Below are 21,868 nucleotides of genomic sequence, written 5' to 3'. Positions count from 1 at the left end.
GCTGGGCACTGATGAGCAAAACGTTTTTTGTTTTGTACATCAGTGCCAGCAGACAAGCCGCTGGGCGGCGCGTCAGCAAGGATTATTCGATAATATTAATGGAAGTGACCTTGTAAGAATCAAATTTATACTGAAAAGGATTGGCTGGCGCTTGTATCTTGTAAGTTTCGCCTGGACCCAAATTTTCTATAGTGTCAATCGTGTTAGCCACCACGTCACTTCCCTGATAAAGATTAAACTTAATAGCGACATGTTTTAGCGTTATGTTTGTATTATTTCGTGCATCACCTGCTATGTAAGGGATGCCATTCTGTCCATTTTTGACATGAAGATTGGTGACTGAAACTCGATCTTCCTGATTGGCAAAAGATGAAAAAGCAGTCATTAATACCGCCATCGTCAATGCAGCACCAACTTTTTGAAAACGAGTGATCATATTATTTCTGTTCCTTTTGATTTTGTAAGGTGTTAATTGATTTTTGCTCAGTTTTTTCCATTATAAAAACCTGTTTCTGTGTTCGTTCATTCACATCAGACCATCGGGATTATCTCTGTTTCCAGAGTGTTTCTTATAATGCATGATGGATAGCTTACAATTTACAGGATTAGCTTTCTACTGAAGATATTTTGATGAAACATTCACGACTTGCGTCATCAAGCCGAACCAATCCCCGGCACTATAAATAGCACTGTCCAGATTTTTCAGATCAACATGGCGATACTGATGTGAGATGTCCTGACAGTTACCGATAAAAGGCTCATTAATACGGTGAAGCTGAATAGCGGCAGCATCCTTGCCGGAAGACGGAAAAAACGCCCCACCAACTTCGGCAAACAGGTCGGCATCATCCAGCGGCGCATCACAGTGTTCACAGTGATTTATCCAGTGCTCTCTTCGTATTCGCTGACCGACTACTTTGCGTAAGGTATGGGGAAAGCCGGATAATACGTTGCGCACGGCAGTCGGAATATCGGCAATATAAAAAACAAAAGCAGGGTTGTCCTGCTCGGTATAGTCATCGTCATCAATCTCTTCCAGCATTTTATGACCAGTAGGCAGCATAAAGGCCGTCACCGTGGTGTGAGCCTGACAGTGCGGGCAGGTTGTCCGAGTCTGGGCGAGATACCAGTATTCCGCATGCACATTGTAGAACGGCAACCAGTTTTTAAACGGCGTCGGGTCAAAACGCTCGTCGATGTACCAAATTTGGGCAGCGGCATCCCAGAGTGCCCCCAGCTTCCTGACCTGTTCATATTCCTCATCGGGCACGTCTAAATCAATCCGCAGCATGTTGCTTTCTTCCTTTCACTCATTGTTAAACCGTTAATTCAATAAATTAGTCAGACTATGTAGCTAATTTTCATCAAAGCATAAAGAGTTTATTGCTGATCCGCCGTAAAAAACCCCGCATCCTCGGCATCCTGAATTCCATCACGAGGTGAGTGTGTATGCGTGGTTGCTTTTCCCTGTCCCGGTCTGCCTGTCTGCTGGGTCTGACGGTATTGTGTGTTCCCCTTGTGCAGGCGGCCGAAAACGATGAGCTGGCGAGCGCAACGCGGCTGATTGAGCAGGTACAGATAGCGCTGGAGCGCGCCAGTATTGCCGGAACGCCCGCGGAGAGCGAAAAACCGCCCCGCTATCACTTTGATTACACCCGTATCCGCGCGGATCTCCACACCATCAGAACCGGCATCGAACATTACCTGATGCCTTCCCGCGAGCAGCCGGACGAACCCGCGCCGTTATCCGGTCAGTATCGTCAGGAACGCCTGCAATGACCCCGACCCAGCGCCATGCCTTTGAGGCGGCTTCAGGACACTTTGATATTCATTTTCTGTCTCTGGTGTGTGTCGGCTTTTTCTTCGCGACGCTGTTCCTCTGGGCCGCCTGGGCGGCGCTGGATGTCTGGAACGGCTGGGCGAATGACAACGTGCGTAATCAGACCCTCAGCCAGTTTGCCCTGCGAACGGCGCTGTTACTGGTGATTGCGGTCTGGATGTTTGCCAGCTGATGCAATGAACATAATCAAAAAAGGAACTGCTTGATGATGAAACCTGTTTTTACCTTCTGCCGTCGTATCAGTACGCACCTGATGACCCGGATCAGTACCCTGTTTTTGCTGTTCGGTCTGACCTGTGAATCCGCCCGGGCAGACTTGCCGGCCATCGAACCGCCGAAAAGTGGCGGTGGCGGCGGATTGCTCGGTCAGGTGAAGGGCTATGCGCAGGATGGCATTGTGATTGGGGGCTTAATCCTCTCGGCCGTGGCATTTTTTAAAGTCGCCTCCGCTGCCGTGGAAACCTTCTCCGAAGTGCGTGACGGCAAAGCCAGCTGGACCCAGTTTGGTTCGATTATCGTGGTTGGCGTGGTGCTGCTGGTTGCGGTGATCTGGCTGCTGGCAAAATCAGCCGGTATTATTTTTTAGGGGGCCGCGCATGCAGACGATCCCGTTCTTACCTGATCGCTTAAATGCCGAACCGGTCGTCTTTCGGGGCTTTACCACGCCGGAGATGGGACTGGCCGCCCTGGCCGGGTTGGGAGTCGGGCTGATGGTGAGCCTGACTCTTATTCCGCTGGCGGGCTGGGTGATGCTCCCCACCGGCATGCTGGTGATGCCGTTGCTGCTGATTAGTTTTGGCGGGCGCTGGCTGGCACAGTTTAAGCGCGGCAAACCGGAAAATTATCTCTGGCTGACACTGGCAGAGCAAAAACGCCGGCTGGGTCTCGGTGATCCGGCCCTGATTATTGCGGCGCAGGGCTGGTCATTGCGTCGCAGCAGGAGAGCGCGATGAGCCGGTTTCGTCATGCGGTGAAAAATCGCGATCAGCATATTCTGACCCTGCGGCTTGCTTGCGGGGTGTTAGTACTGGTTTTGCTGATCACCCTGACCGGCTGGATGACCGCACCGCGCAATCTGACTGTCCATAACCCGCCGGATTTGCGCAGTGGCAGCACCCGTGCATGGTGGGAAGTGCCGCCACCCAGTGTCTACAGTTTTGCCTTTTATATCTTCCAGCAGCTGAATGCCTGGCCGAAAAACGGGGCACAGGATTATCCGGCCAAAATTACCGCGTTATCCCCTTACCTGACACCCGCCTGTCAGGATTTTCTGCGTGAAGATGCCAAAACCCGCGCTGACAGTGGGGAACTGGCCGACCGGGTGCGGGTGGTGTATGAAGTGCCCGGCCGGGGCTATGGCACCAAAAGCGTGACGGTGCACGGTCGGGATAGCTGGGGGGTGCGGCTGGATTTGGTGGCGGATGAATATTATCACGCCGAATCCGTCAAACGGGCGCTGGTGCGTTATCCCCTGAACGTGGTGCGCTGGGACGGGGATGCGGAGCGTAATCCGTTCGGACTGGCACTGGATTGTTACGATGGCATGCCACAGCGGCTGGAAGCGATGCCACAAGTTGTGGAAGATAAAAAGGGGGTATTTCAATGAGCCGGTATCCGTCGCGTTATCGGTGCTGTCTGGCCGGGTTTTTCTCTGTTCTGTTGGGCAGTTTTGGCGCCAGTGCCGAGGAATTGCTGACCTGGGAACGCATTCCGTTACCGGTGACGCTGAAAGTCGGTCAGGAGCGGATTATTTTTGCTGACCGGAATGTGCGGGTCGGTCTGACGCCGTCACTCAGCGAGAAACTGCGGGTGCAGAGCGCCGGCGGGGCGATTTACCTGAAAGCCAATGAGGCTTTTCCGCCGACCCGGCTGCAATTGCAGGACAGTGAAAACGGGGAAATTATCCTGCTGGATATCAGCACGGCGAAAACGGCTCCGGACGAGCCGGTTCGCCTGCGTTACCGGGATGAAAAGCAAACCGCGTCCGCCGAAAAATCCCTACGTCAGCGCAAAGACTCATTATCGGCCCCCGTGCCGGTGGTATTGACCCGCCATGCCGCACAACAACTGTATGCCCCACTGCGCACGGTTGAGCCGGTCACCGGCATTCATCCGGTCAGTCTGCATCTGGCTTCATCCATCACCACGCTCTATCCCTCAGAGCCGATTGACGTGGCGCCGCTGGCCGGCTGGCGTGTGCAAAATCATACCGTGGTGGCGCTGAAACTGCGCAATACGGCGAAACGTCTGCTCACGCTCGACCCGCGTGCCTTGCAGGGGCAGTTTGTCGCCGCGACATTCCAGCATCGCTGGCTGGGAACAGCCGGCACACCGGAAGATACTACGGTGCTGTATCTGGTGGTCAAAGGACAGCCGGAGAACGCCTTTATTTCTGAGCCGGACGCGGTGAAAGCGGGAGACCGTCATGCAGATTAAATCCAACAGTCTGGTGAAAATACTGGTGCCGGCGGTACTGCTCGCCGGCGGGTTTATCGGTCTCAGAAGTTGCAGTTCAACCGATACGGCCGCACCTGCTGCGCCATCGCCTAATCATGCGCTGGCCACCCTGTCACCGGAGGAGTTACAGGCACTGGGCGTCGGCGGTGATACACCGGAAGATACCCTGCGAACGCTGGTCGGCACCCTCAATAAAGTGCGGGCCGAGCAGCAACGGTTAACCCGGCAGAATGCCGATATCCTGAAAGAAAATGACCAGCTCAAAAATCAGCATCACGATGTGGCCGGTCAGATAGACGCGGCGGTTGCGGCTATCCGGCAGGACGATGAACAGCGCCGGCGCGATTTGCAGGATGAGCAGCAGGGATTACTGGCGCAGATGGATTTACTGACCGAGCGGCTGAATTCAGCCCCGCTGACTACGCCCGACAGTCCGATCCCGCCGGGGAGGGAAAGTTATCCCTATTCAGTAAATACAGGCACCGGGCAGGATGACCTTATCTGGATAACGCCGGCCGATGAAAAACCGGCAACCGGGCCGGGCCTCGGCCAGGGCAACGCTCCGGCACAATACCCGACCTCATTTTTAAGTGAACTACCGGTGGCCGGACAAAATCAATCCCAACCGGTTTCGCTTCAGAATGCCCCAAAGGACGAAAAGCAGAAACCGGTCTATACCCTGCCGGAAAATGCCACGTTAACCGGCAGTCAGGCGATGACCGCGTTATTAGGCCGGGTACCGGTTAATGGCACGGTGACGGATCCTTATCCGTTCAAAATTCTTATCGGTAAAGACAACCTGACCGCCAACGGCATTGAACTGCGGGAGGTGGAAGGGGCGGTGGTGTCCGGCTCAGCCAGCGGGGACTGGACGCTTTCCTGCGTGCGCGGTCAGGTCAACTCTATCACTTTTGTGTTTCAGGACGGTACGGTGCGCACCCTGCCGGGCAGCGGGCAGAAGACCGGCAATATCGGCTGGTTGTCCGATGAAAACGGCATTCCCTGCATCAGCGGCGAGCGCAAATCGAATGCCGGCACCTATCTGCCGACACTGTTTGCCCTCTCCGCCATGAACTCGGCGGGTGATGCGCTGAACGACAGCCAACAGACCGCCCAGACTAACGGCACCGGCGGACTCACCACCGCGTTAACGGGCAGTGCCGGACAGGCGGCACTGGGCAAAGCCCTGTCCGGTGGCATGAAGGACATGAGTGACTGGCTGAAACAACGTTACAGCCAGACCTTTGATGCGGTGTATGTACCGCCCGGTGCCCGTGTTGTGGTGCATATCAGCCAAAGTCTGGCGATTGATTACGAAACAACAGGCCGTAAGGTGCGCTACGGGTTCAGTGACACCGTTCAACAACATCAGGAAGCGTTAGATTAATGGAAACATCCTCTTCTCAATGGCTGTTCCGTGCCGGTCAGCCTTATTGCCTGCGGGTCAGTATCACACCTCATTCTGCCTCCGTCCCCGTTCAGCTTGACTGGCGGCCTGTACGTAAAAAAGCGCGGCGGTTATATCTCTCCACCGGTCCGGAAAACCGGGAACTGGCAGACGGCGAGGTGACCGTGTTTCGCCTGAGTGAAAGCCAGTGGCAGACGCAGATTGCCGGTCACGCAGAAGCTCAGCCTGAACAGTGGGCGGTGCTGCCGTTTGCGCTGTCAGAGCTGGCCGTGCACCCGGAATTTGCCACCTTTGATTTTCTGGGTATGACGGAGACTGACGCATGCGAAAATTGAACCGGGTCTGGGTGGTGTGTCTGGCGGGATGGCTGGCCGGCTGTTCGACATCGAAAGACACCTTGCTGCCTGCCGGTGAACAGACGGTGCTGGCGATGTGGCAGGGAAACCAGGCCGGGCACCGCGCAGCCTCAGCAAGGCAAGTGCTGCGCCGGGCATTAACCCCCGCCGGGCGGCACCGGGCACTGGACGAACCCTATCACTACAGCCGTTCAGCGGCACAGGAAATCAGCCAACAGTTTCCCCGTTTACCCAACCCCGATATGGTGATGTATGTCTACCCGCATCTGGTTGCGGGTAATACGCCGATACCGGGTTACAGCACGGTGTTCCCGTTTTACAGTCAGGTGCAGTATGCCCTGCCGGGTGAACGCACGGAGGCACACTAATGAAAAAACTCAAGCCACTGAACCGCCCCGGCCAGCTGCGTGAGGCCGATGAAGCCGCCGTTTATCAGGCCAATCCTTCTATTATTGATTACCTGCCCTGGGTGGAATATCTGGAAAAAGAGCAGTGCCTGTTGCTGGATGACGGGGTTTCCGTCGGGGCGGTCTACCGCATTGAACCCATCGCCACCGAAGGCCGCCCGGCTGAGCGTCTGACTGAAATCCGCGACCAGCTGGAAGATGCGGTGCAGGACAGTCTGGAAGAGGATGATATTTCACCGTGGGTGGTGCAGTTCTTTTGTCAGGATGACGATGAGCCTGACCCGTATCTCCGTACCCTGCGGCACTATGTAAAACCGTGGGCACAGGGCACCGCCTTTACCGGGGCCTTTCTGGCCGAATCGGCCCGTCACCTGACCGGCATTGCCCGGCCTGACGGGGTATTTCAGGACAGTTTAATTACCGGGCAGCCGTGGCGGGGGCAGCAGCGCCAGACCCGCATGGTAGTTTACCGCTGGCTGCCGGCCCACAAATCACCGCGTCACAACGCAGCGTTATCGCCGGTGGCGGCCCTCAATCAGGTCTGTGAACGACTGGTCTCATCACTGGCCGCCGCCGGTGTGACAGCCCGCCGCCAACAGGGAGAACAAATCCACCGCTGGCTGTTACGGCATTTTAATCCGGCGCCGGACTGGGGGATGGCAAAAGCCGATTTTTACCGGGCGGTCCGTTATGCCACACCCGCGCAATCGGATCTCCCCGTCAGCACGGATTTTGCCGAAAGCCTGTGGTTTACCCCACCGGTGTCTGATCCTGAGGCCGGTGTCTGGTGGTTTGACAATCTGCCGCATAAAGCGATCCCGGTGGAACGCCTGCGTCGGCCACCGGAGCCGGGCACGCTGACCGGCGAAGTGAAGCGGGGGGACAATATCAATACCCTGATGGATATGATGCCGGCAGGCACGGTGGTGTCACTGACGATTGTGGCGCAGGCACAGGATCGGCTGGAGGAGGATTTTACCCGGCTGGCGAAAAATGCCGTGGGGGACAACACCGAATCGCTGCGTGTCCGGCAGGATGTGCAGGAAGTCAAAGCATTGCTGGGGCGACGGCATAAACTGTACCGCAGTGCACTCACTTTTCTAGTCCGTGGCAGGGATCTGCCTGATTTGAATCATCGGGTGCACCAGTTATCGTCTACCCTGTTGACCGCAGGATTGCAGCCGGTCCGGCCGGAATTCAGTGTGTCACCACTGAATGCCTATTTGCGGGCGCTGCCGATGTGCTTTAACCCGCAGCAGGATAAAAAACACTGGCACAGCCGCCTGACCTGGGTGCAGCATCTGGCCGGATTACTGCCGGTGACCGGGCGCTCAACCGGCACCGGGCATCCGGGGTTCAGTTTCTTTAACCGGGGCGGGGCACCGCTGACTTTCGATCCGATGAACAAACAGGATCGCACCCAGAATGCCCACTTGCTGCTGTTTGGCCCGACCGGTGCAGGGAAGTCTGCCACCCTGTGTGCCTCGCTGATCCAGTTAATGGCAATACACCGGCCACGCCTGTTTATTGTCGAAGCCGGTAACAGCTTTGGCCTGCTGGCCGATTACTACGAAAGTCTGGGGCTGACGGTCAATAAAATCGGCATCAGACCGGGCTGTGGCGTCAGTCTGGCCTTGTTTGCCGATGCCCATCAGTTGCTGCAACTCAGTCCCGACCAATTGCGCATCCATGAAGCCGATATTCCTGATACCGATGAACAGCCGGAAGAAGAGGGGGATGAACAGCGTGATATTCTGGGCGAGATGGAAATTGCCGCCCGGCTGATGATCACCGGCGGGGAGAAAAGAGAGGAAGAGCGCCTGACCCGCTCCGATCGGGGATTAATCCGTGAAGCCATTATGCAGGCCGCCCGGACCAGTTTTGACGAGTCGCGCCAGATGGTGGCATCAGACTTACAGAACGCGCTGCATGCCATTGCCCGTCATCATCAGCAGGATGACCACGGCCAGCCGTTAATCACCGCTCACCGGCGGGCACGGGCCGATGAAATGGCCAGCGCCATGTCGATGTTTACCCAGGGGTTTGAAGGCGAACTGTTTAACCGTCCCGGTGCGCCATGGCCGGAAGTGGATGTCACCCTGATTGATCTGGGCACACTGGCGCGGGAGAATTACTCGGCGCAGATGGCACTGGCGATGGTGTCACTGATTAATAAAGTCAATAACCTCGCCGAACGGGATCAGTATCAGGACCGCGAGCTGCAACTGGTGATTGACGAAGGCCATATTACCACCACCAATCCGTTGTTATCCCCCTACATGACCAAGGTGGTCAAGATGTGGCGTAAACTGGGGGCCTGGCTGTGGCTCGCCACACAAAACCTGGCGGACTACCCGGATACCGCCGAAAAGATGCTGAACATGGCCGAATGGTGGCTGTGTCTCACCATGCCACCGGATGAAGTGGAGCAGATTGCCCGGTTTAAGAAACTGACGGAAGAGCAAAAAGCGGTGTTGCTCTCTGCCAGTAAACTGCCCCGTTGTTATACTGAAGGCGTGGTGCTGGCGAAAAAAATTGAAGCCTTGTTCCGGGTGGTGCCACCGAGCCTCTATCTGGCACTGGGCATGACGGAAAAAGAAGAAAAAGCCGAGCGTAGGGCGTTAATGCGGGAACATCAGTGCAGTGAACTGGAAGCCGCTGTTCTGGTGGCAGGGAAGATGGATATGGCACGGGGGTTGAAGGCAGATTCTGCCATTCAAAATCCATAAGGGTAATTATTAATTTGATATTTATCAGTGTGTTAATTGGTTTTTAAATGACCCCGGTATACGGGGTCATTGCAGATTACACGTTGAATTGATATACGTTACCGCTGCATTAAAGTACTATGGCACAATAAACCATCTGGATTAAATTGAAAATGTAAGGCGTATTCTGGATATTCATATTTTATCCAATCATCGATGTAGCGATGAAACATGCCCACTTCACCACCTCCAGTTCTCGATGGAGTTCCCAGTACTTTAAGGACTTTTTCTTTATTCCATCCCATTTGTATATCGGAGATTAGAACTCCTGTAAAATTTTCGTACTCATCGTTGTTATCGGAATAAAAGCGTATATGATTCAATTTTTCTTGTATGAATCCTATCTCTATCCCTGAGCGAATAAAGCTATAGTACGTCGTTGGCCCTTCTGGAAGATTATATTCGAGAGGATCTTGCGACACTTGAGCTTGCTCTTCTATTGCTAAACAAAGTTCACTGAACTCTTTAGACGATTCAGTCGCGCCAAGTGCGTTGATAAATAAATTCCAGTCAATCATTTCTTAATTGTTCCTATTTCACGATTACGTTGCTTCAGCAGTTCGAGAGCATCATCAACTAATTTAGGATCATAACCATGTTGTGTCAGAATTGTTCTTTTATCCTCAATGTCAAGGCATTCTGCACCGCATAAGTCAGCTGAATCACTCGCTACTTGTGACCGTGAATTCCTGCCTTTATAAGTTCTGCTTGATACTGGTGAAAAAATCGAGATGGTGCCACCAACCCTCTATCTGGCACTGTCCATGGTGGAAAAAGAAGAAAAAACCGAACGACGGGCATTGATGCGGGAACATCAGTGCAATGAACCGGAAGTCGCTGTTCTGGTTGCAAGGAAGATGGATGTGGTGCGGAGGTTGCAACTAACATAAATATTCAATCTTATTATCGGGTATATTTGCTGAGATAAAGTTAATACTATTACCCAAAAAACTGAGATAACGATAAGCATGAAAAACCCTCAATCAGGTAATAGAAAAAAGAAACTGTATCGCCGGGTCAATACAACAGCCCATTTCGTTTTTCACCATCATGGCGGAGAGTATCGGTGGGAGCGGGCCAAACAAAAACGAATCAAGGGGGATATGCCATACTTTCTGTCAATGAAAGGCAAGCCAAGGCGTGGCTTAGATTACACGCCGCTTTTTATGTTTTTACTGAGTAAAGTGGGTGAAAAATGGGATCAGGTATACAGTGAAACTGTGCAACGTTTGGATAAACCAGCTCCCATATTCTGGATGGTTGCATTGCATGAGCATGAACAAAGAGATTACATTTGTTGCAGTGAATCAAGTTATTATAACGGATTGTTCGTTGATGAGTCCGGCATTTTAAGGAAAGTGAACCCTGACTTATCCGAAAGTGACATTACTATTCACTGCCAATGCTGTACTTATACATTTAACGGGATTCCTATCCACCGATGATACTGTCATTTAAGCATTGCACACGGTATTTAAAACACGCTGTTGGCATGTAACGCCTTCATCATTCCATGAAAAGGGTCACATCCCGTGGTTTATTCACTTTGCTAATATGCCTTTTAATCTTTGGATTTCCTGATTGAAAAACGCCTCTTCCGGCAAATAACAGGAAAAAGCTTCGAGTATATGATTGGCGAAGGACTTAATGTCAGTGCAGGTAATTGGTTGCGGTTTAACCAAGATTTTGTAGGCTGATGCAATCTCATTCAAACTAAAGCAATATTCATAACGGCCGATCTCTATTGCTTCGATGATTTCATCAGGAACAGCGGTAAAGTCCATATCGCCTGTTTCAGATTTTATCTGCATATAGAGCCAGACTTCTTCGAGATAGTCTGAAGGACATTCATCCTGATACTGATTAACATAGTCGATAAGTGCTTTTCTGTAATATTCGGCATTGTCATCTCCTATTAAATCAATGTGCTCATCAATTTCTGATCCTTGTATCCATGATTTCATACGTTGTTCCTATAAAGATGATAGAAAAACACGGTATAACAGATTCTGTGTTGACTGCAACAAATCCGGATCTCTCGGTCTTCCCTTTGTTTTGTAAAAATAAATCGTGATCAAAATCACAATATAGCAAGGTGTTTTAATTTTCAGACTTTTGGGTCAGGGGTGTATTTTTTAAAAATGTTTAATAAAAATAGCATTTATCATCATGCCTTATGACCATTTTATCGGTTTATTCAGATGAATTCACCAGACTCCGTCTTATTACCACTCTTATTTGGGTAATATTTCTTATCAGTTGATTTTAATTTCACCATCAAATCGTTTAGCATGCTGTCCTATTTTTTAAGCGATCGGATACCGGTATAAAAGGACGGCGTGATGGATCAATTTGAACGCTATTTTCAGCAGGAACTGACGTACCTGCGGGAACGGGAGAAACTGACACAGGAAGAGAAGCCGCATCTGGCGGATATCCTCAGTGGACGGGACCCGGGGGTTGAGCGTTTAAATGAAGGGTTTGCTGCCTTAATGGCCCGGACAAGCCAGAAAATTGATGATGGGTTTCCGGAGCTGACACAGCCCTTATTGCAGCGTTTGCAGGCACAGCCGATAAAAGGTCTGCCTGCCACGGGCATTATGCAGATTGTGGGCGAAAAAGACGCGGATTTCGCGTTCTCACTGCCGTCCGAGACGAAAGTTCAGGTGCCTGCCGGACAAACGTTTATCACGGCCCGGCAATGTGATGTCCAGCCGTTGATGCTGGTCGGACGGGCCATCAGCCATCATGAGCAGGAAACGCAAATCACCCTGACTTTTGTGTACACCGGCAAGGATGATTATTGGGAGACCCGGCCCATCGAGTTCTTTCTCAGCGCTGATGACACTGTCGCAGACAACCTGTTGCTGGGATTGTGTCGTTATTGTTATGGCGGCGAGTTGCACCATAACGGGCAACGCTATGTGATGGAAACCCTGCGATTTGCTCCGCGCTCCGGGGCGGAACGGCTGGTTTTATCTCCGCCCGTAGCTGCGGGAAACTGGGCGCCGCAACTGCTGATGGAATCCTTTTATCTGCCCCATGTTCATCATTTCCTGACGCTGGATATGCCGTATCCCGTTAAATCCCGGCGCTTGCCGATGACGGATAACCGGACCTTCACGCTCACCCTGAAACTGGACACGTTACTGTCACTGTCTGATGAACAGCTGGCCGGTGCGTTTCTGTTGCACTGTGTGCCGGTGGTGAATGGCCGTCCGGAACGGCTCACGCTGCCTTTCAGGCCAGAGACCGCGCGCTATCCGTTGCCACTGGCGCCGCATCAGCGGGTATTGCAGGTGACCGACATTACCCTGAAAGGTGAACCCGGTGAACAGGATCGGACGCGGGGGGAAGCCGGACGGTTTTATCCGATCAGTCAGTTAACGGGCATGTCCCGTTACCAGTCTGAGTATGATGAAGCCTGGTTTTATGCGCTGGAGCTGACCTGTGATGCACTGGGGCGGTTGGAATACGCACTGGTGTTTTATGACTGCCGGTCAAAACGGATGGAAACGCCGCCCCGCCGCCAGTTTACCTGCCATTTTGCATCATTTGATCCCCGGTCGATAACCTTGGCGACAGGGACAGACTGCCTGACCGAAAATCTGCCGGATCGCTTTCAGATACGTACCGTGACCCCGGTTTCAGCCAGTTATCCGCCCATGGCGGACAGCGAACGGCACTGGTCCCTGTTGTCCCATTACGCCATGAGCAGTTACGTGCTGCTGTCGGCGGATGCGCTCCGGCAATTGTTGCGGGATTACGATTTATACCCTGACCACGATCGGCAAATCAGCCGCCATTTGCGGCAACAGATTGACGGTATACGGGAAATTAAGTCGGAAGCCGGCGACAGGCTGGTAAAGGGGCAGCCGCACCGTTGCCTGTATATCACCCTGACACTGGATGAAAACGCGTATGCCAGCCGGGGCGAGTTATTCCGTTTTGCCGATGCGCTCTACCAGTTCCTGCCGTTTTTCCTCAGCAATGACATGCTGATGCTGATGGACGTTATCTGCCAGCCTTCCGGCGAGCAGTGGCGTCTGTCACCGTCTCCCCTTCGGGGATATCGACCCATAATGTAAGGATAAACAATGGATGGATTAGTCTTTACCTGTCAAATCGGCAAACTGCCCGCCACCACTTTTCAGGTCGTGGAGTTCAGTCTGCGGGAAGCCCTGTCTGAGTTGTATCATCTGAACCTGACCGTGGTCAGTGCACTGGATACGGTCTTGCTCGGCGAACAGTTAGGGATGGCCGCGTCCCTGACGATAAGACGTGATGGTGTGGTGGAACGCACTATTAATGGTATCGTGGCCGGCGCCGAGCAGGGGAACAGTGACGGCAGACGCACGTATTACACGTTCACGATCCGGCCGGAAATGTGGCGCATGACCCTCAATCAGGACAGTCGCATTTTTCACCGTCTGACCGTGCCGGATATGCTTAAACAGTTGTTGAAAGAGCACCACATTAAGTCAGACAGCAAATTCTATGAAGAGGAAGGCTATCATCCGGTGCGGGAATACACCACGCAGAAACGCGAGTCGGCTTATGATTTCTGGTGCCGGCTGGCGGCGGAAGAAGGCATTACCTTCTGGTTTGAGGAAGATAAACTTTTTTACAGCAATTCTCACCTTGGCATGCTGGCCGGTCTGTTCCTGACCTATAACCCGCAGGCTGACACGGATAATACCGACACGGCTGTTTCCCAGTGGCGTTATGGTGAATTTCTCTGCCCCGATGAATTTGTCCACAAAGACAATAATTTCCTGCGTCCGTCCTATCCGCTGCAACATGAGGCGAGACGGGAGCAGGGGCACGGGCACGGGGTGTTTGAAAGTTACGGGCGTTTTCAGTTGGACGCAGAAGGTCAGCCGCAATCCCTGCTGCGCCTCAATCAGATCAACAGTGAAAGTAAAATGGGATCGGCCAGTACCAACTGTATTCAGTTGCGACCGGGCAAAATTTTTGTGCTCAACCGTCATCCGATTGCCACGATGAACGATCGCTGGCAGGTGGTCAGCATCACGCACCATGGCGTCCAGCCTCAGGCGGCAGGCACAGCCGGTGAAGGCACGACCCTGACTAACAGTCTCACCTTTATTCCGGGCTGGGACGACTGGCGGCCGCCTTACCGTTACAAACCGATGGCCGACGGGGATGAAGTGGCCACGGTAGTCGGGCCGGAAGGTGAGGAGATTTTCGTCAACGAGCATGGGGCGATAAAAGTCCATTTCCACTGGAACCGCTACGATGAACCGGGTGACGGCTCATCCTGCTGGGTTCGTGTGGCGCAGGGCTGGAACGGGCACGGTTTTGGTTTTATGGCGATCCCGCGTATCGGTCAGGAAGTTATCGTGTCCTACCTCAACGGCGATATCGACCGGCCGATTGTCACCGGATGCACCTACAACGGCCGCAACCGGCCGCCGCTGGATTTACCGGCAGAGAAAACCCGCACGACATTCAGAACCCAGACCCACAAGGGGGACGGGTTCAACGAACTGCGCTTTGAGGATGCAAAGGGTAGTGAGGAAGTGTATATCCACGGCCAGAAGGACTTCACGGCTCATATCGAAAATGATGTGCACTGGCATATCCAGCATGACCAGAAACAGCGTATCGACAATAACCATTACAGCGATATTCAGGCGGACGAGCATTCGCAGGTCAAGGGCAGCCGGAAATACAGCACCGAAGGCGATGTTTCCCACCGTATTACGGGGTCACAGCATATTCAGGCCGGCGATGCGCTGCTCAGTGAAAGTGCACAGGAAACTCACGTCAAAAGCGGCGGCAGGATTGTGCTGGAAGCCGCCACGGAAATCAGCCTGAAAGTGGGCGGGGCATTTATCAAAGTGACGCCGGGCTGTATCCAGTCTTCCATGATTAATGTGGGCGCCGGTTCCGGCAGCAGCGGGCGGGGAATTGCCCTGCAATTACCGGAAGGCGTGCCGGCTCTGCCGGATGTCAAATTTCCGGTCAAAAAATACTGCGCCTGTCAGGCACAGGAAAGCGCCGCGTGGGTGATTAAGTCACCGGGAGGGAAATCATGACAGCCAGCTTAAAAAACACCGCCTGGACAACCTGGCTCAGCACACCCCACCACGCGCCGGTTTTCTTTATAGTCAACCAGCTGGCGGTGCCCAATCCCGTTGACCTCTTTTATGCCAATGACTGGGTGGCACAGGCTTTTCCTCTCTACAGCGGTACGCCACTGGCGCATCTGATGGATCAGGGACCGTGGTTAATCCAGCCGAAGGCCGGCAGTCTCGCGGCGCTCGGGCGTTTGCTGGATCGCCGGGCGCTCAGTGATGAAAGCTGGGGCTGGGCATATCGCAGTGAAATTCCATGGCAAAACCAGTTATCTCACTGGCAGCGGCATCAGTTTGCAACCCTGCGCGATGAACAGGTGGTCTTTCGTCTGATGGATACCCGCATTGCCCGGGTGCTGATGCCGGCCATGCAGCCCACCGACTGGACCTCCCTGCTGAATCCGGTGACGGCACTGATGATCGATATGCCTGCTCCGACGGTGTTCAGCCGCCCGGAAAACTGCCCGCCGAGCCAGACTGAACGCCCTTTTGTGCTGGAGCCGCATTTGATTGCGGCGTGGGAACAGTCTGATGTGGCACTGGAAGGCTATGCGCAGACCCTGACCTATGAACTGTGGGAAGCGCAGGGTGAACTGGCCATGAAGCTGGATACCCCGAGCGGGGCGCTGGCGCAGCGGCTGTCTGGCTGGCTGAGACACCGCCGTCAGCAGGGCAACCGTCTTCAGGCACTGACCGTGCAGGACTTTCTGGCAGAGAGCGGGATAACCCCTTAACTGAAAAGGATTACGTTAATGAGTGAGACAGGACGATTGGATGGTGTTGCCTGCGATAAGGTATTCACACACTGGCTGGAATTTCAACTGACCGATAATCAGGGTAAGCCGCTGGGCGGCCTGCCTTATACCCTGAAAAGCTGGGATGGCATTGTGAAGGCCAGTGGAGTGACTGATGGTCAGGGGATACTGAAAGAAGAGAATTTACCGCCGAAGCCGATGATCCTGCATGTGGACGGGCAGAAACTGGCTGAGCAGCTGGTTGAAAAGTCACCGTCAGAGGCCATCGAAACACCAAAAGGGACGGGGGCTTATCATCAACTGGTGCCGGGGGACATCAGTGACTCGACACCGGACGTGAAAGGCTGGACACAGGATGCGCTGTTAGCGTCACGATACTATCCTGATCCCGGTTACCCGGGATTTATTGCGAGACCCGGTCATAACCGCCGACATGTACTGGAAATCGCCCGCATCGCGAAACCGGTCTTTGCCAAATCCTGCCTGCAACCCGCAGGATGTACCGATGCAGGCACAGAAACTGAACCGCATACCAACTTCGGGCAGATGCAAATCTACCACACCACGCAGAAGCAGAACGTGAGAGCAATGGCGAGCCAGAGCAGGAAGGATGACTCTGAACCGTTATTCTTACAGGCGATTGCCTGGGTGGGAAATCAGATGTTCGGGCGCGCAGAAGCGCATCCGCTCATAGATGTTTATATGACCGGAGTGCAACAGACAAATGCGGCTTTAGCAGGAGGAGCGGCAGCGACAGCTGTAAATCAGGATAATGGTAGCCAGAAAAAAGAATCAAAACCGCTGTTATCCAAAAATGAGAAAATAACACTGGAGGGCATTCAGTCCAGTCTTACCCGTGAATATCAACTTGCCAGTGCATCTGTCCATGTATTAGGGATAATGCTACGAAACTTGTGGAATGGCGATAACGGTGATTTATTCAGCCATGAAGGCCTAAAGAAAATTGCTGATGCAAAGGGTACGGCGAACACCCGTGTTCGCTACCGTTTTGTGGAGAATGCAGAAACAGGGCAGCTGACCGCCGTGGGATACCATACCAGTGAAGAGGGTAAGCTGGATCCGGTAAAAGTCCGCCATGTGCAATATAATGAATCCTTAAACCGGTATGAATTTTGGGAAGATGGTGCTTCATCGCCGACATTGGTCTGGTATAAGAATACGGCATCCGGTGGATTATCCCAGCAGGATATTGGCAAATCGGTCTCACAAGATTCTACTGTTAATGTCAAAGTGGCAGTACTGGATCCTAAAGTCACCGGGCAGACGCCGGGACTGCCGATACCTGAGGAAAGGGACTGGCGGGATGGTGCTTACGTCAACCCACAGCAGGATCCGAATGAAATCGGGGGAAATAGCACTACTACGCCGATACCGGATGTGAGCGAGCATGGGCCGACTAAACTGACCACTCCAGCACCACAGGAAAAGGATTTCCGCGATTATATTCTGATATTTCCTATATCGGGTATTCCGGCGATTTATGTTTATTTGAGTAAACCTCCGACTAAATTTTTGGAAGTTGATTTGTATAGTAGTTTTCAGGGTAGACCCAGAGATGGTCATCATGCCGATCATATGCCCTCAGCTGCGGCAGTACGATTATATTTCAAACGATTGTACCCCGACCTTAAAGAAAAAGATTTGGCAGAATTAGCTAAGGATGTTGCTGCCCTAATAGTTCCTGCTGATGTTCATAGAAAAGTCAGTGAAACATACGGTGGAAGAAATAAATCTAGAATAGAAGATGATTCATTGGATTTACGCAAAGCTATGGATAGTAATTTTGATGCAGTAAAACCCGCACTTAAGGAGTATGGGGCAACAGAGAAAGAGTTAGAAGACGCGCGTGCTAAGATGCACAAAATTAATGACGAACAGGGGTTATATAGTAAATGACAGTCAATATCAAAGCGTTAGTTAACAGCCTAGGAAAATCTTATCAAGAAATTGTCAATATAGGTATTATAGAATATAAAACTAAGCCTAGTGGTTTTGCAGGATCTGATGTTATAACTCTTGATATGATTAAAGAAGGTGTTTTTTTAGCATTTCATAGAAACGAAACACTTTTGAAAGAAATTACGCTTACTTTGCTTGATGAAAAGAGAATTAATTGGGAATTTCCTAATGTGTTACCTTATCCATTGAATCCTTTAATGGGTAGGCAGTGGGTGCATGAAAAATTAGGAACACCCGATAAATTTTTGCCACCACGTAAGCGTATAAAAAAGGAAGTTGGTTGGACAGAGTTGTATTCTGCATTGAAATTTGAAGTTCCTGTAAGTATGCAACTTGACTATGATCTGCAAGAGAATGTAAAAGAAATAACATTCGTACTCACATCAGAAGTAAGTTGGTGACGATTAATATATACAATGGCGGTTATTTTCCGCCATTCATAAACCAAGCCGAAAAGTAGGCCGCTCGGATATTCATATCTTTTCCGTTACCTACTTGTAAGCGTCAACTAAACTATCCCTTGCTTATCATCTTCTTCCATGGCAGTAGTTTTTCCAGATCCGGGGCGGACTGACATAACTCATCCAGACAAGTCATGACATGCTCGGAGGGGATCAGTCCATTGGCTTTTGCCGTTTCAATGACACTGTAGAGAATCGCACTCGCCTGTGTACCGCGCGGGGTATGGCTGAACAGCCACGCTTTTCGCCCGATGACAAACGGTTTGATGGCCCTTTCAGTCCGATTGTTGTCGATCGACAGGCGACCGTCCTCCAGATAGCGGATCAGTTTGGGTCATTGGTTGCCCTGATAAGTCACCGCCTCACCCAGCTTGCTTTTGGGCAGCACCTGTTCCTGGCGGATCCGGTATTTTTCTGCCGTTTAGCCGATGGTTTTTTGCATTTTGGAAAAATGAATTGTTTGCTGATTTTTTCGCATTTTTTCCGCACGCTTTCCGTTGAGTGATTCATACAACGGGGAGGGAAGTGATGAGAAAGTGCGGGGTAGTATTCTGGCTGGGCTGGATGGTGGCCTCCGTGAGTCAGGCCAAAACTGTCGTGTATACCGACCGTCAGCATCCGCCGCTGAATCTGACACCGGACAGCCGGGTGGTCTGGCTGGATGGGGCTGAGCAGCAACAGCAGACACGGTTTGCTGACTTATCTCCCGACCCGCAACTGGCGGCCATGCAGGCACAGGCCATCCTGCAATCGCCCCGGTGGCATCAGCAGGCGCAGCAACTGATTACGGCCTGGCGTGATGTTGTCGGTGCCTGGCAGCTGGGGGTACGTCAGTATCCGGCAGTGGTGTTTGATAACCGGGCCGTGGTGTACGGCACAGCCGATGTGGCCAAAGCGATGGCACTCAGGGAGCAGAACCGGCCATGAAGCGGTACCATTTGACTTTCCCAATGATTATCACGCTGATAACCGCATTTGCCCCGGCGGCACAGGCATCCCTGAACACAGCGCAAATTGTGGCCGCCAGCCTTGCCCCCGGCTGCATTCAGTGGCGGGTCAGCGGGATGTGTTACTGGCTGCTCTGTGGCTGGCAGGGCTGCACGGTCAAAACCTCGGTCAAAGTGACGCATTTCCTGCCGCAGGCGGTGATTTCCACCTACCATGCCCCCGGTGGCAACCCGTGGACGGAAATGGCCGCGCTCAGCCCTTTATCCGGTGGGCTGGAGAATACCGTGACCGGGCTGACGGCCGGTGGGGGGAATCACACGGTTCAGCTGGCCGGGGAGCGCAGTACCCACCTGCGTTTTAAATACGCGGATGCCCTCGGGCATCCCGCCACCACCCTGATTGGCGGGCAGATCCCCGGCTATTCCTGTCGCAGTGCCGCCACTCCCCTGATGCCCTATTTTCTCAGCACCCTGGATACCGTTGCGTGGCGCAGCGGACTGCCGGAATCGTTTTATCCTGAAGCCCTGATCCCCGGTCAGCGGGAGCTGGGCAACCAGATACACAGCAATATGTGGGGCAATCTCTATCCGCGCGCCGGTTTCGTCACGCAGACGGATGACGATAAAGCCGCGGCGGTGGTGGCCCAACGGGTGGCGGACATTATCACCCGTACTGGGCAACCCCATGTGTACCAGCCGCTGACCGGACAACGGGCTGACGGCTACTGGCCGCCGGGACCGGTGCAGGAAAATACCGGCACAAAGAATCATCAGTGGCAGCGGTTATCACCGACATTAAGTCAGACCTGTGCCGTGTTTCCTGACGGGGAACATGCGGCTGCCATCAATGGTCATCAGGCTTATGCCCTGTGGCAGCCCTACAGCTGCTGTCAGCGCCGGGGACAGCGTTTTCTCGGCAGCACGGATATCTGAATAAGGAAATGCGTCATGATGAAGAAAAGCAAGGCCTTCTGGCTGGTGACGGGGTCTATTCTGCTTACGTCGGTGCAGGCCGGGGCTGCCGGGCTGTCCCTCACCTTACCGCAGGTAAACCGGAGTGCGCTGGGTTATGGCGCAGAAACCAGCGGGGCGGTGTCCGATACACTGTTCTATACCTTAGGGGGCGGCTCGGTGATTTCAGAGCCGGCCAGCCGCAGGGGTTCCGCCACACTCGGTGGATTAGAACTGGGCTGGCGCTCGGATTTGATGTGCGGCAATTTTGACCTGAAAACTACGGTGAGCAATCAGCTGAACGGCATTACAGCCGGGTTTAAGAACCTGATGAGTGATGTCATTCAGGGGGCGACCGGGGCCGTCGCCAGTCTGCCGGCGATGATTATCCAGCGGGCCAATCCGGGGCTGTATGACATGCTGACCAACGGGGTGTTGCAGGCCAATGTGGCCTTTGATAAAGCGCAGTTTAACTGCCGGGCGATGGCCAATAAGATGATGGATTTTGCGCAGAACAGCAAATGGACCCAGTCGGCGACTTTGCAGGAATACAAAACGCTGGTGAACGGCGGGGACGGGGATGCCGTGCGGGTGAATAATGCCGGTGCCAAAACCACCGGTGCCGGCGGGCATCCGTGGATTGGCGGGCAACGGCAGGGCGGGAAGGGACAGGCTGCCATCCGGCCGACCCGCGATTTGGTCAGCGCCGGTTTTAATATGATGAATCAGCTGCCGGTACTGAGTCAGGCGTCCGTCAGCCCCTTGAAGTGTGAAGGCAGTGCCTGCCGTAAATTCAGTACGGCGCGGGAAGCGGCCGACGCGGTGGTCAGCGTGCTGGGTGACCGGGCCATCCGGACCTGTACGCAGTCTGCCGAGTGCAGCAGCGGCGGTGAACCCCATCAGCCGGGCACGACGGTGGCGGGAACGGGGTTTGCCCCGATGCTGGAAGCCCATACCAAAACGAATATCGAACAACTGGTGAAACTGGTCAGTGGTACGGCGAAGCCGACGCAGACCAGTCTGACCCGACTGAAAACCGGCAGCCTGACGGTGACGCAGGGGGTCATTCAGGCGTTGCAGCGTGACCCGGACCGGGCAGCACTGACGGCGCGTCTGGCCGGCGAGCTGGCGATGGCGGAGACCACCGAAACCGCGTTACTGATGCGCCGGATGCTGATGACCGGGATGTCCGAACCCAATGCCGCGGCACAATCGGAAGCGCTGGCAGAAGGGGAACGCCGGATTGCCGCACTGGACCGGGAAATCAGTGCACTGAAAAATGAAATGGCCCTGAAACAGGCGCTGTCCCGCAATGCCATCCTGACCATTATTGAACGGGATACACAGCGCATTAACGCTCATCCGCAAAAACAGATTCCGGACAGCCCGGATGCCCGTTTTTATCAGCTGGAAGCCCCTAATCGGGAGCGCAGGTAA

The 21,868-nt window shown here is 53.4% G+C and carries 23 protein-coding genes and 2 pseudogenes; 20 read left to right on the top strand and 5 right to left on the bottom strand.

Features of this window, described 5'->3' with window-relative positions:
* Nucleotides 1-82: 82 nt before the first annotated feature.
* Together AACQ81_RS11495 and AACQ81_RS11490 are read right to left on the bottom strand one after the other, a co-directional pair.
* Nucleotides 83-436 carry an FxLYD domain-containing protein gene (locus tag AACQ81_RS11495; RefSeq protein WP_237385430.1) on the bottom strand — a complete coding sequence of 118 codons (354 nt, stop codon included), beginning with the start codon at nucleotides 434-436 and terminating at the stop codon, nucleotides 83-85.
* Nucleotides 437-613: 177 nt separating this feature from the next.
* Nucleotides 614-1,291 carry a DUF5710 domain-containing protein gene (locus AACQ81_RS11490; protein WP_237385429.1) on the bottom strand — a complete coding sequence of 226 codons (678 nt, stop codon included), beginning with the start codon at nucleotides 1,289-1,291 and terminating at the stop codon, nucleotides 614-616.
* Between the two features lie 158 nt (nucleotides 1,292-1,449).
* Between AACQ81_RS11490 and AACQ81_RS11485 the strand changes: the two genes are divergently transcribed.
* The 10 genes from AACQ81_RS11485 to AACQ81_RS11440 are packed head-to-tail and all read left to right on the top strand — an operon-like array spanning nucleotide 1,450 to nucleotide 9,197.
* Complete coding sequence (locus AACQ81_RS11485) at nucleotides 1,450-1,779, top strand: integrative conjugative element protein, RAQPRD family (protein ID WP_237385428.1); 330 nt, start codon at nucleotides 1,450-1,452, stop codon at nucleotides 1,777-1,779.
* The gene (locus AACQ81_RS11480; protein WP_086954000.1) at nucleotides 1,776-2,012 is read left to right on the top strand and encodes a TIGR03758 family integrating conjugative element protein; all 237 of its coding nucleotides are present in this window, start codon (nucleotides 1,776-1,778) and stop codon (nucleotides 2,010-2,012) included. Before AACQ81_RS11485 ends, AACQ81_RS11480 begins: the two co-directional genes overlap by 4 nt.
* 36 nt (nucleotides 2,013-2,048) lie before the next feature.
* Nucleotides 2,049-2,426, top strand: a complete 378-nt coding sequence (locus AACQ81_RS11475) for a TIGR03745 family integrating conjugative element membrane protein (protein WP_237385461.1) — start codon at nucleotides 2,049-2,051, stop codon at nucleotides 2,424-2,426.
* 10 nt (nucleotides 2,427-2,436) lie between these two features.
* Nucleotides 2,437-2,793, top strand: coding sequence for a TIGR03750 family conjugal transfer protein (locus AACQ81_RS11470; protein ID WP_237385427.1), 357 nt, complete (start codon nucleotides 2,437-2,439; stop codon nucleotides 2,791-2,793).
* Nucleotides 2,790-3,446 carry a PFL_4703 family integrating conjugative element protein gene (locus tag AACQ81_RS11465; protein WP_237385426.1) on the top strand — a complete coding sequence of 219 codons (657 nt, stop codon included), beginning with the start codon at nucleotides 2,790-2,792 and terminating at the stop codon, nucleotides 3,444-3,446. The genes AACQ81_RS11470 and AACQ81_RS11465 overlap by 4 nt, the downstream gene beginning before the upstream one ends.
* Nucleotides 3,443-4,276 carry a TIGR03749 family integrating conjugative element protein gene (locus tag AACQ81_RS11460; RefSeq protein WP_237385425.1) on the top strand — a complete coding sequence of 278 codons (834 nt, stop codon included), beginning with the start codon at nucleotides 3,443-3,445 and terminating at the stop codon, nucleotides 4,274-4,276. The genes AACQ81_RS11465 and AACQ81_RS11460 overlap by 4 nt, the downstream gene beginning before the upstream one ends.
* Entirely contained in the window at nucleotides 4,266-5,684 is a 1,419-nt protein-coding gene (locus AACQ81_RS11455) for a TIGR03752 family integrating conjugative element protein (protein ID WP_237385424.1), read from the top strand. Before AACQ81_RS11460 ends, AACQ81_RS11455 begins: the two co-directional genes overlap by 11 nt.
* A complete protein-coding gene (locus tag AACQ81_RS11450) occupies nucleotides 5,684-6,040 on the top strand; it encodes a hypothetical protein (RefSeq protein ID WP_237385423.1) in 357 nt (118 codons plus the stop codon). Before AACQ81_RS11455 ends, AACQ81_RS11450 begins: the two co-directional genes overlap by 1 nt.
* Nucleotides 6,028-6,429 carry a TIGR03751 family conjugal transfer lipoprotein gene (locus AACQ81_RS11445; protein WP_237385422.1) on the top strand — a complete coding sequence of 134 codons (402 nt, stop codon included), beginning with the start codon at nucleotides 6,028-6,030 and terminating at the stop codon, nucleotides 6,427-6,429. The genes AACQ81_RS11450 and AACQ81_RS11445 overlap by 13 nt, the downstream gene beginning before the upstream one ends.
* Nucleotides 6,429-9,197, top strand: coding sequence for a conjugative transfer ATPase (locus AACQ81_RS11440; protein WP_237385421.1), 2,769 nt, complete (start codon nucleotides 6,429-6,431; stop codon nucleotides 9,195-9,197). Before AACQ81_RS11445 ends, AACQ81_RS11440 begins: the two co-directional genes overlap by 1 nt.
* Before the next feature lie 98 nt (nucleotides 9,198-9,295).
* Here AACQ81_RS11440 and AACQ81_RS11435 read toward each other — a convergent pair whose 3' ends face one another.
* Nucleotides 9,296-9,754, bottom strand: coding sequence for an outer membrane protein assembly factor BamE (locus AACQ81_RS11435; RefSeq protein WP_237385420.1), 459 nt, complete (start codon nucleotides 9,752-9,754; stop codon nucleotides 9,296-9,298).
* Between the two features lie 213 nt (nucleotides 9,755-9,967).
* Between AACQ81_RS11435 and AACQ81_RS11430 the strand changes: the two are divergent.
* Nucleotides 9,968-10,126, top strand: a pseudogene (locus AACQ81_RS11430) (type VI secretion protein); the annotation flags it as partial.
* Nucleotides 10,127-10,204: 78 nt separating this feature from the next.
* Nucleotides 10,205-10,681 (top strand): hypothetical protein, encoded by a 477-nt coding sequence (locus AACQ81_RS11425; protein ID WP_237385418.1) that lies wholly within the window; start codon nucleotides 10,205-10,207, stop codon nucleotides 10,679-10,681.
* Nucleotides 10,682-10,777: 96 nt separating this feature from the next.
* Here AACQ81_RS11425 and AACQ81_RS11420 read toward each other — a convergent pair whose 3' ends face one another.
* Nucleotides 10,778-11,200: a hypothetical protein gene (locus AACQ81_RS11420; protein ID WP_237385417.1), complete on the bottom strand. Its 423-nt coding sequence runs from the start codon at nucleotides 11,198-11,200 to the stop codon at nucleotides 10,778-10,780.
* Between the two features lie 378 nt (nucleotides 11,201-11,578).
* Here AACQ81_RS11420 and AACQ81_RS11415 point away from each other — a divergent pair, with 378 nt between their 5' ends.
* The 5 genes from AACQ81_RS11415 to AACQ81_RS11395 are packed head-to-tail and all read left to right on the top strand — an operon-like array spanning nucleotide 11,579 to nucleotide 18,473.
* On the top strand, nucleotides 11,579-13,324 hold the full coding sequence (locus AACQ81_RS11415; protein WP_237385416.1) for a type VI secretion system baseplate subunit TssF: 1,746 nt from the start codon (nucleotides 11,579-11,581) through the stop codon (nucleotides 13,322-13,324).
* A gap of 9 nt (nucleotides 13,325-13,333) precedes the next feature.
* Nucleotides 13,334-15,298 carry a type VI secretion system Vgr family protein gene (locus AACQ81_RS11410; protein ID WP_237385415.1) on the top strand — a complete coding sequence of 655 codons (1,965 nt, stop codon included), beginning with the start codon at nucleotides 13,334-13,336 and terminating at the stop codon, nucleotides 15,296-15,298.
* Nucleotides 15,295-16,071, top strand: coding sequence for a DUF4123 domain-containing protein (locus AACQ81_RS11405; protein WP_086954407.1), 777 nt, complete (start codon nucleotides 15,295-15,297; stop codon nucleotides 16,069-16,071). Before AACQ81_RS11410 ends, AACQ81_RS11405 begins: the two co-directional genes overlap by 4 nt.
* 18 nt (nucleotides 16,072-16,089) lie before the next feature.
* Nucleotides 16,090-18,009, top strand: coding sequence for an S-type pyocin domain-containing protein (locus AACQ81_RS11400; RefSeq protein WP_237385414.1), 1,920 nt, complete (start codon nucleotides 16,090-16,092; stop codon nucleotides 18,007-18,009).
* The gene (locus AACQ81_RS11395; RefSeq protein ID WP_237385413.1) at nucleotides 18,006-18,473 is read left to right on the top strand and encodes a DUF6392 family protein; all 468 of its coding nucleotides are present in this window, start codon (nucleotides 18,006-18,008) and stop codon (nucleotides 18,471-18,473) included. The genes AACQ81_RS11400 and AACQ81_RS11395 overlap by 4 nt, the downstream gene beginning before the upstream one ends.
* A gap of 112 nt (nucleotides 18,474-18,585) precedes the next feature.
* On the opposite strand, the pseudogene AACQ81_RS11390 reads toward AACQ81_RS11395, so the two are convergent.
* A pseudogene (locus AACQ81_RS11390) lies at nucleotides 18,586-18,927 on the bottom strand (IS66 family transposase); the annotation flags it as partial.
* Between the two features lie 134 nt (nucleotides 18,928-19,061).
* Here AACQ81_RS11390 and AACQ81_RS11385 point away from each other — a divergent pair.
* From AACQ81_RS11385 to AACQ81_RS11375, 3 genes are read left to right on the top strand one after another with little or no spacing between them, the layout of a single operon-like run.
* Nucleotides 19,062-19,460 (top strand): TIGR03757 family integrating conjugative element protein, encoded by a 399-nt coding sequence (locus AACQ81_RS11385; RefSeq protein WP_237385460.1) that lies wholly within the window; start codon nucleotides 19,062-19,064, stop codon nucleotides 19,458-19,460.
* Entirely contained in the window at nucleotides 19,457-20,413 is a 957-nt protein-coding gene (locus tag AACQ81_RS11380) for a TIGR03756 family integrating conjugative element protein (protein ID WP_237385412.1), read from the top strand. The genes AACQ81_RS11385 and AACQ81_RS11380 overlap by 4 nt, the downstream gene beginning before the upstream one ends.
* A gap of 18 nt (nucleotides 20,414-20,431) precedes the next feature.
* The gene (locus AACQ81_RS11375) at nucleotides 20,432-21,868 is read left to right on the top strand and encodes an integrating conjugative element protein (RefSeq protein WP_443089512.1); all 1,437 of its coding nucleotides are present in this window, start codon (nucleotides 20,432-20,434) and stop codon (nucleotides 21,866-21,868) included.

It is taken from the genome of Xenorhabdus sp. Sc-CR9 (assembly GCF_963897815.1).
Classification (GTDB): domain Bacteria; phylum Pseudomonadota; class Gammaproteobacteria; order Enterobacterales; family Enterobacteriaceae; genus Xenorhabdus.
The sequence above is the reverse complement of the archived record's forward strand: the minus strand, read 5'-3'. Positions and strand labels throughout refer to the sequence as shown.

Coding starts and splice junctions, on each gene's coding strand:
- AACQ81_RS11425 (WP_237385418.1), top strand. CDS start 10,205: ATGAAAAACCCTCAATCAGGTAATAGAAAAAAGAAACTGTATCGCCGG.
- AACQ81_RS11420 (WP_237385417.1), bottom strand. CDS start 11,200: ATGAAATCATGGATACAAGGATCAGAAATTGATGAGCACATTGATTTA.
- AACQ81_RS11485 (WP_237385428.1), top strand. CDS start 1,450: ATGCGTGGTTGCTTTTCCCTGTCCCGGTCTGCCTGTCTGCTGGGTCTG.
- AACQ81_RS11410 (WP_237385415.1), top strand. CDS start 13,334: ATGGATGGATTAGTCTTTACCTGTCAAATCGGCAAACTGCCCGCCACC.
- AACQ81_RS11465 (WP_237385426.1), top strand. CDS start 2,790: ATGAGCCGGTTTCGTCATGCGGTGAAAAATCGCGATCAGCATATTCTG.
- AACQ81_RS11495 (WP_237385430.1), bottom strand. CDS start 436: ATGATCACTCGTTTTCAAAAAGTTGGTGCTGCATTGACGATGGCGGTA.
- AACQ81_RS11415 (WP_237385416.1), top strand. CDS start 11,579: ATGGATCAATTTGAACGCTATTTTCAGCAGGAACTGACGTACCTGCGG.
- AACQ81_RS11440 (WP_237385421.1), top strand. CDS start 6,429: ATGAAAAAACTCAAGCCACTGAACCGCCCCGGCCAGCTGCGTGAGGCC.
- AACQ81_RS11445 (WP_237385422.1), top strand. CDS start 6,028: ATGCGAAAATTGAACCGGGTCTGGGTGGTGTGTCTGGCGGGATGGCTG.
- AACQ81_RS11435 (WP_237385420.1), bottom strand. CDS start 9,754: ATGATTGACTGGAATTTATTTATCAACGCACTTGGCGCGACTGAATCG.
- AACQ81_RS11375 (WP_443089512.1), top strand. CDS start 20,432: ATGAAGAAAAGCAAGGCCTTCTGGCTGGTGACGGGGTCTATTCTGCTT.
- AACQ81_RS11480 (WP_086954000.1), top strand. CDS start 1,776: ATGACCCCGACCCAGCGCCATGCCTTTGAGGCGGCTTCAGGACACTTT.
- AACQ81_RS11475 (WP_237385461.1), top strand. CDS start 2,049: ATGAAACCTGTTTTTACCTTCTGCCGTCGTATCAGTACGCACCTGATG.
- AACQ81_RS11455 (WP_237385424.1), top strand. CDS start 4,266: ATGCAGATTAAATCCAACAGTCTGGTGAAAATACTGGTGCCGGCGGTA.
- AACQ81_RS11490 (WP_237385429.1), bottom strand. CDS start 1,291: ATGCTGCGGATTGATTTAGACGTGCCCGATGAGGAATATGAACAGGTC.
- AACQ81_RS11380 (WP_237385412.1), top strand. CDS start 19,457: ATGAAGCGGTACCATTTGACTTTCCCAATGATTATCACGCTGATAACC.
- AACQ81_RS11460 (WP_237385425.1), top strand. CDS start 3,443: ATGAGCCGGTATCCGTCGCGTTATCGGTGCTGTCTGGCCGGGTTTTTC.
- AACQ81_RS11385 (WP_237385460.1), top strand. CDS start 19,062: ATGAGAAAGTGCGGGGTAGTATTCTGGCTGGGCTGGATGGTGGCCTCC.
- AACQ81_RS11400 (WP_237385414.1), top strand. CDS start 16,090: ATGAGTGAGACAGGACGATTGGATGGTGTTGCCTGCGATAAGGTATTC.
- AACQ81_RS11450 (WP_237385423.1), top strand. CDS start 5,684: ATGGAAACATCCTCTTCTCAATGGCTGTTCCGTGCCGGTCAGCCTTAT.
- AACQ81_RS11470 (WP_237385427.1), top strand. CDS start 2,437: ATGCAGACGATCCCGTTCTTACCTGATCGCTTAAATGCCGAACCGGTC.
- AACQ81_RS11405 (WP_086954407.1), top strand. CDS start 15,295: ATGACAGCCAGCTTAAAAAACACCGCCTGGACAACCTGGCTCAGCACA.
- AACQ81_RS11395 (WP_237385413.1), top strand. CDS start 18,006: ATGACAGTCAATATCAAAGCGTTAGTTAACAGCCTAGGAAAATCTTAT.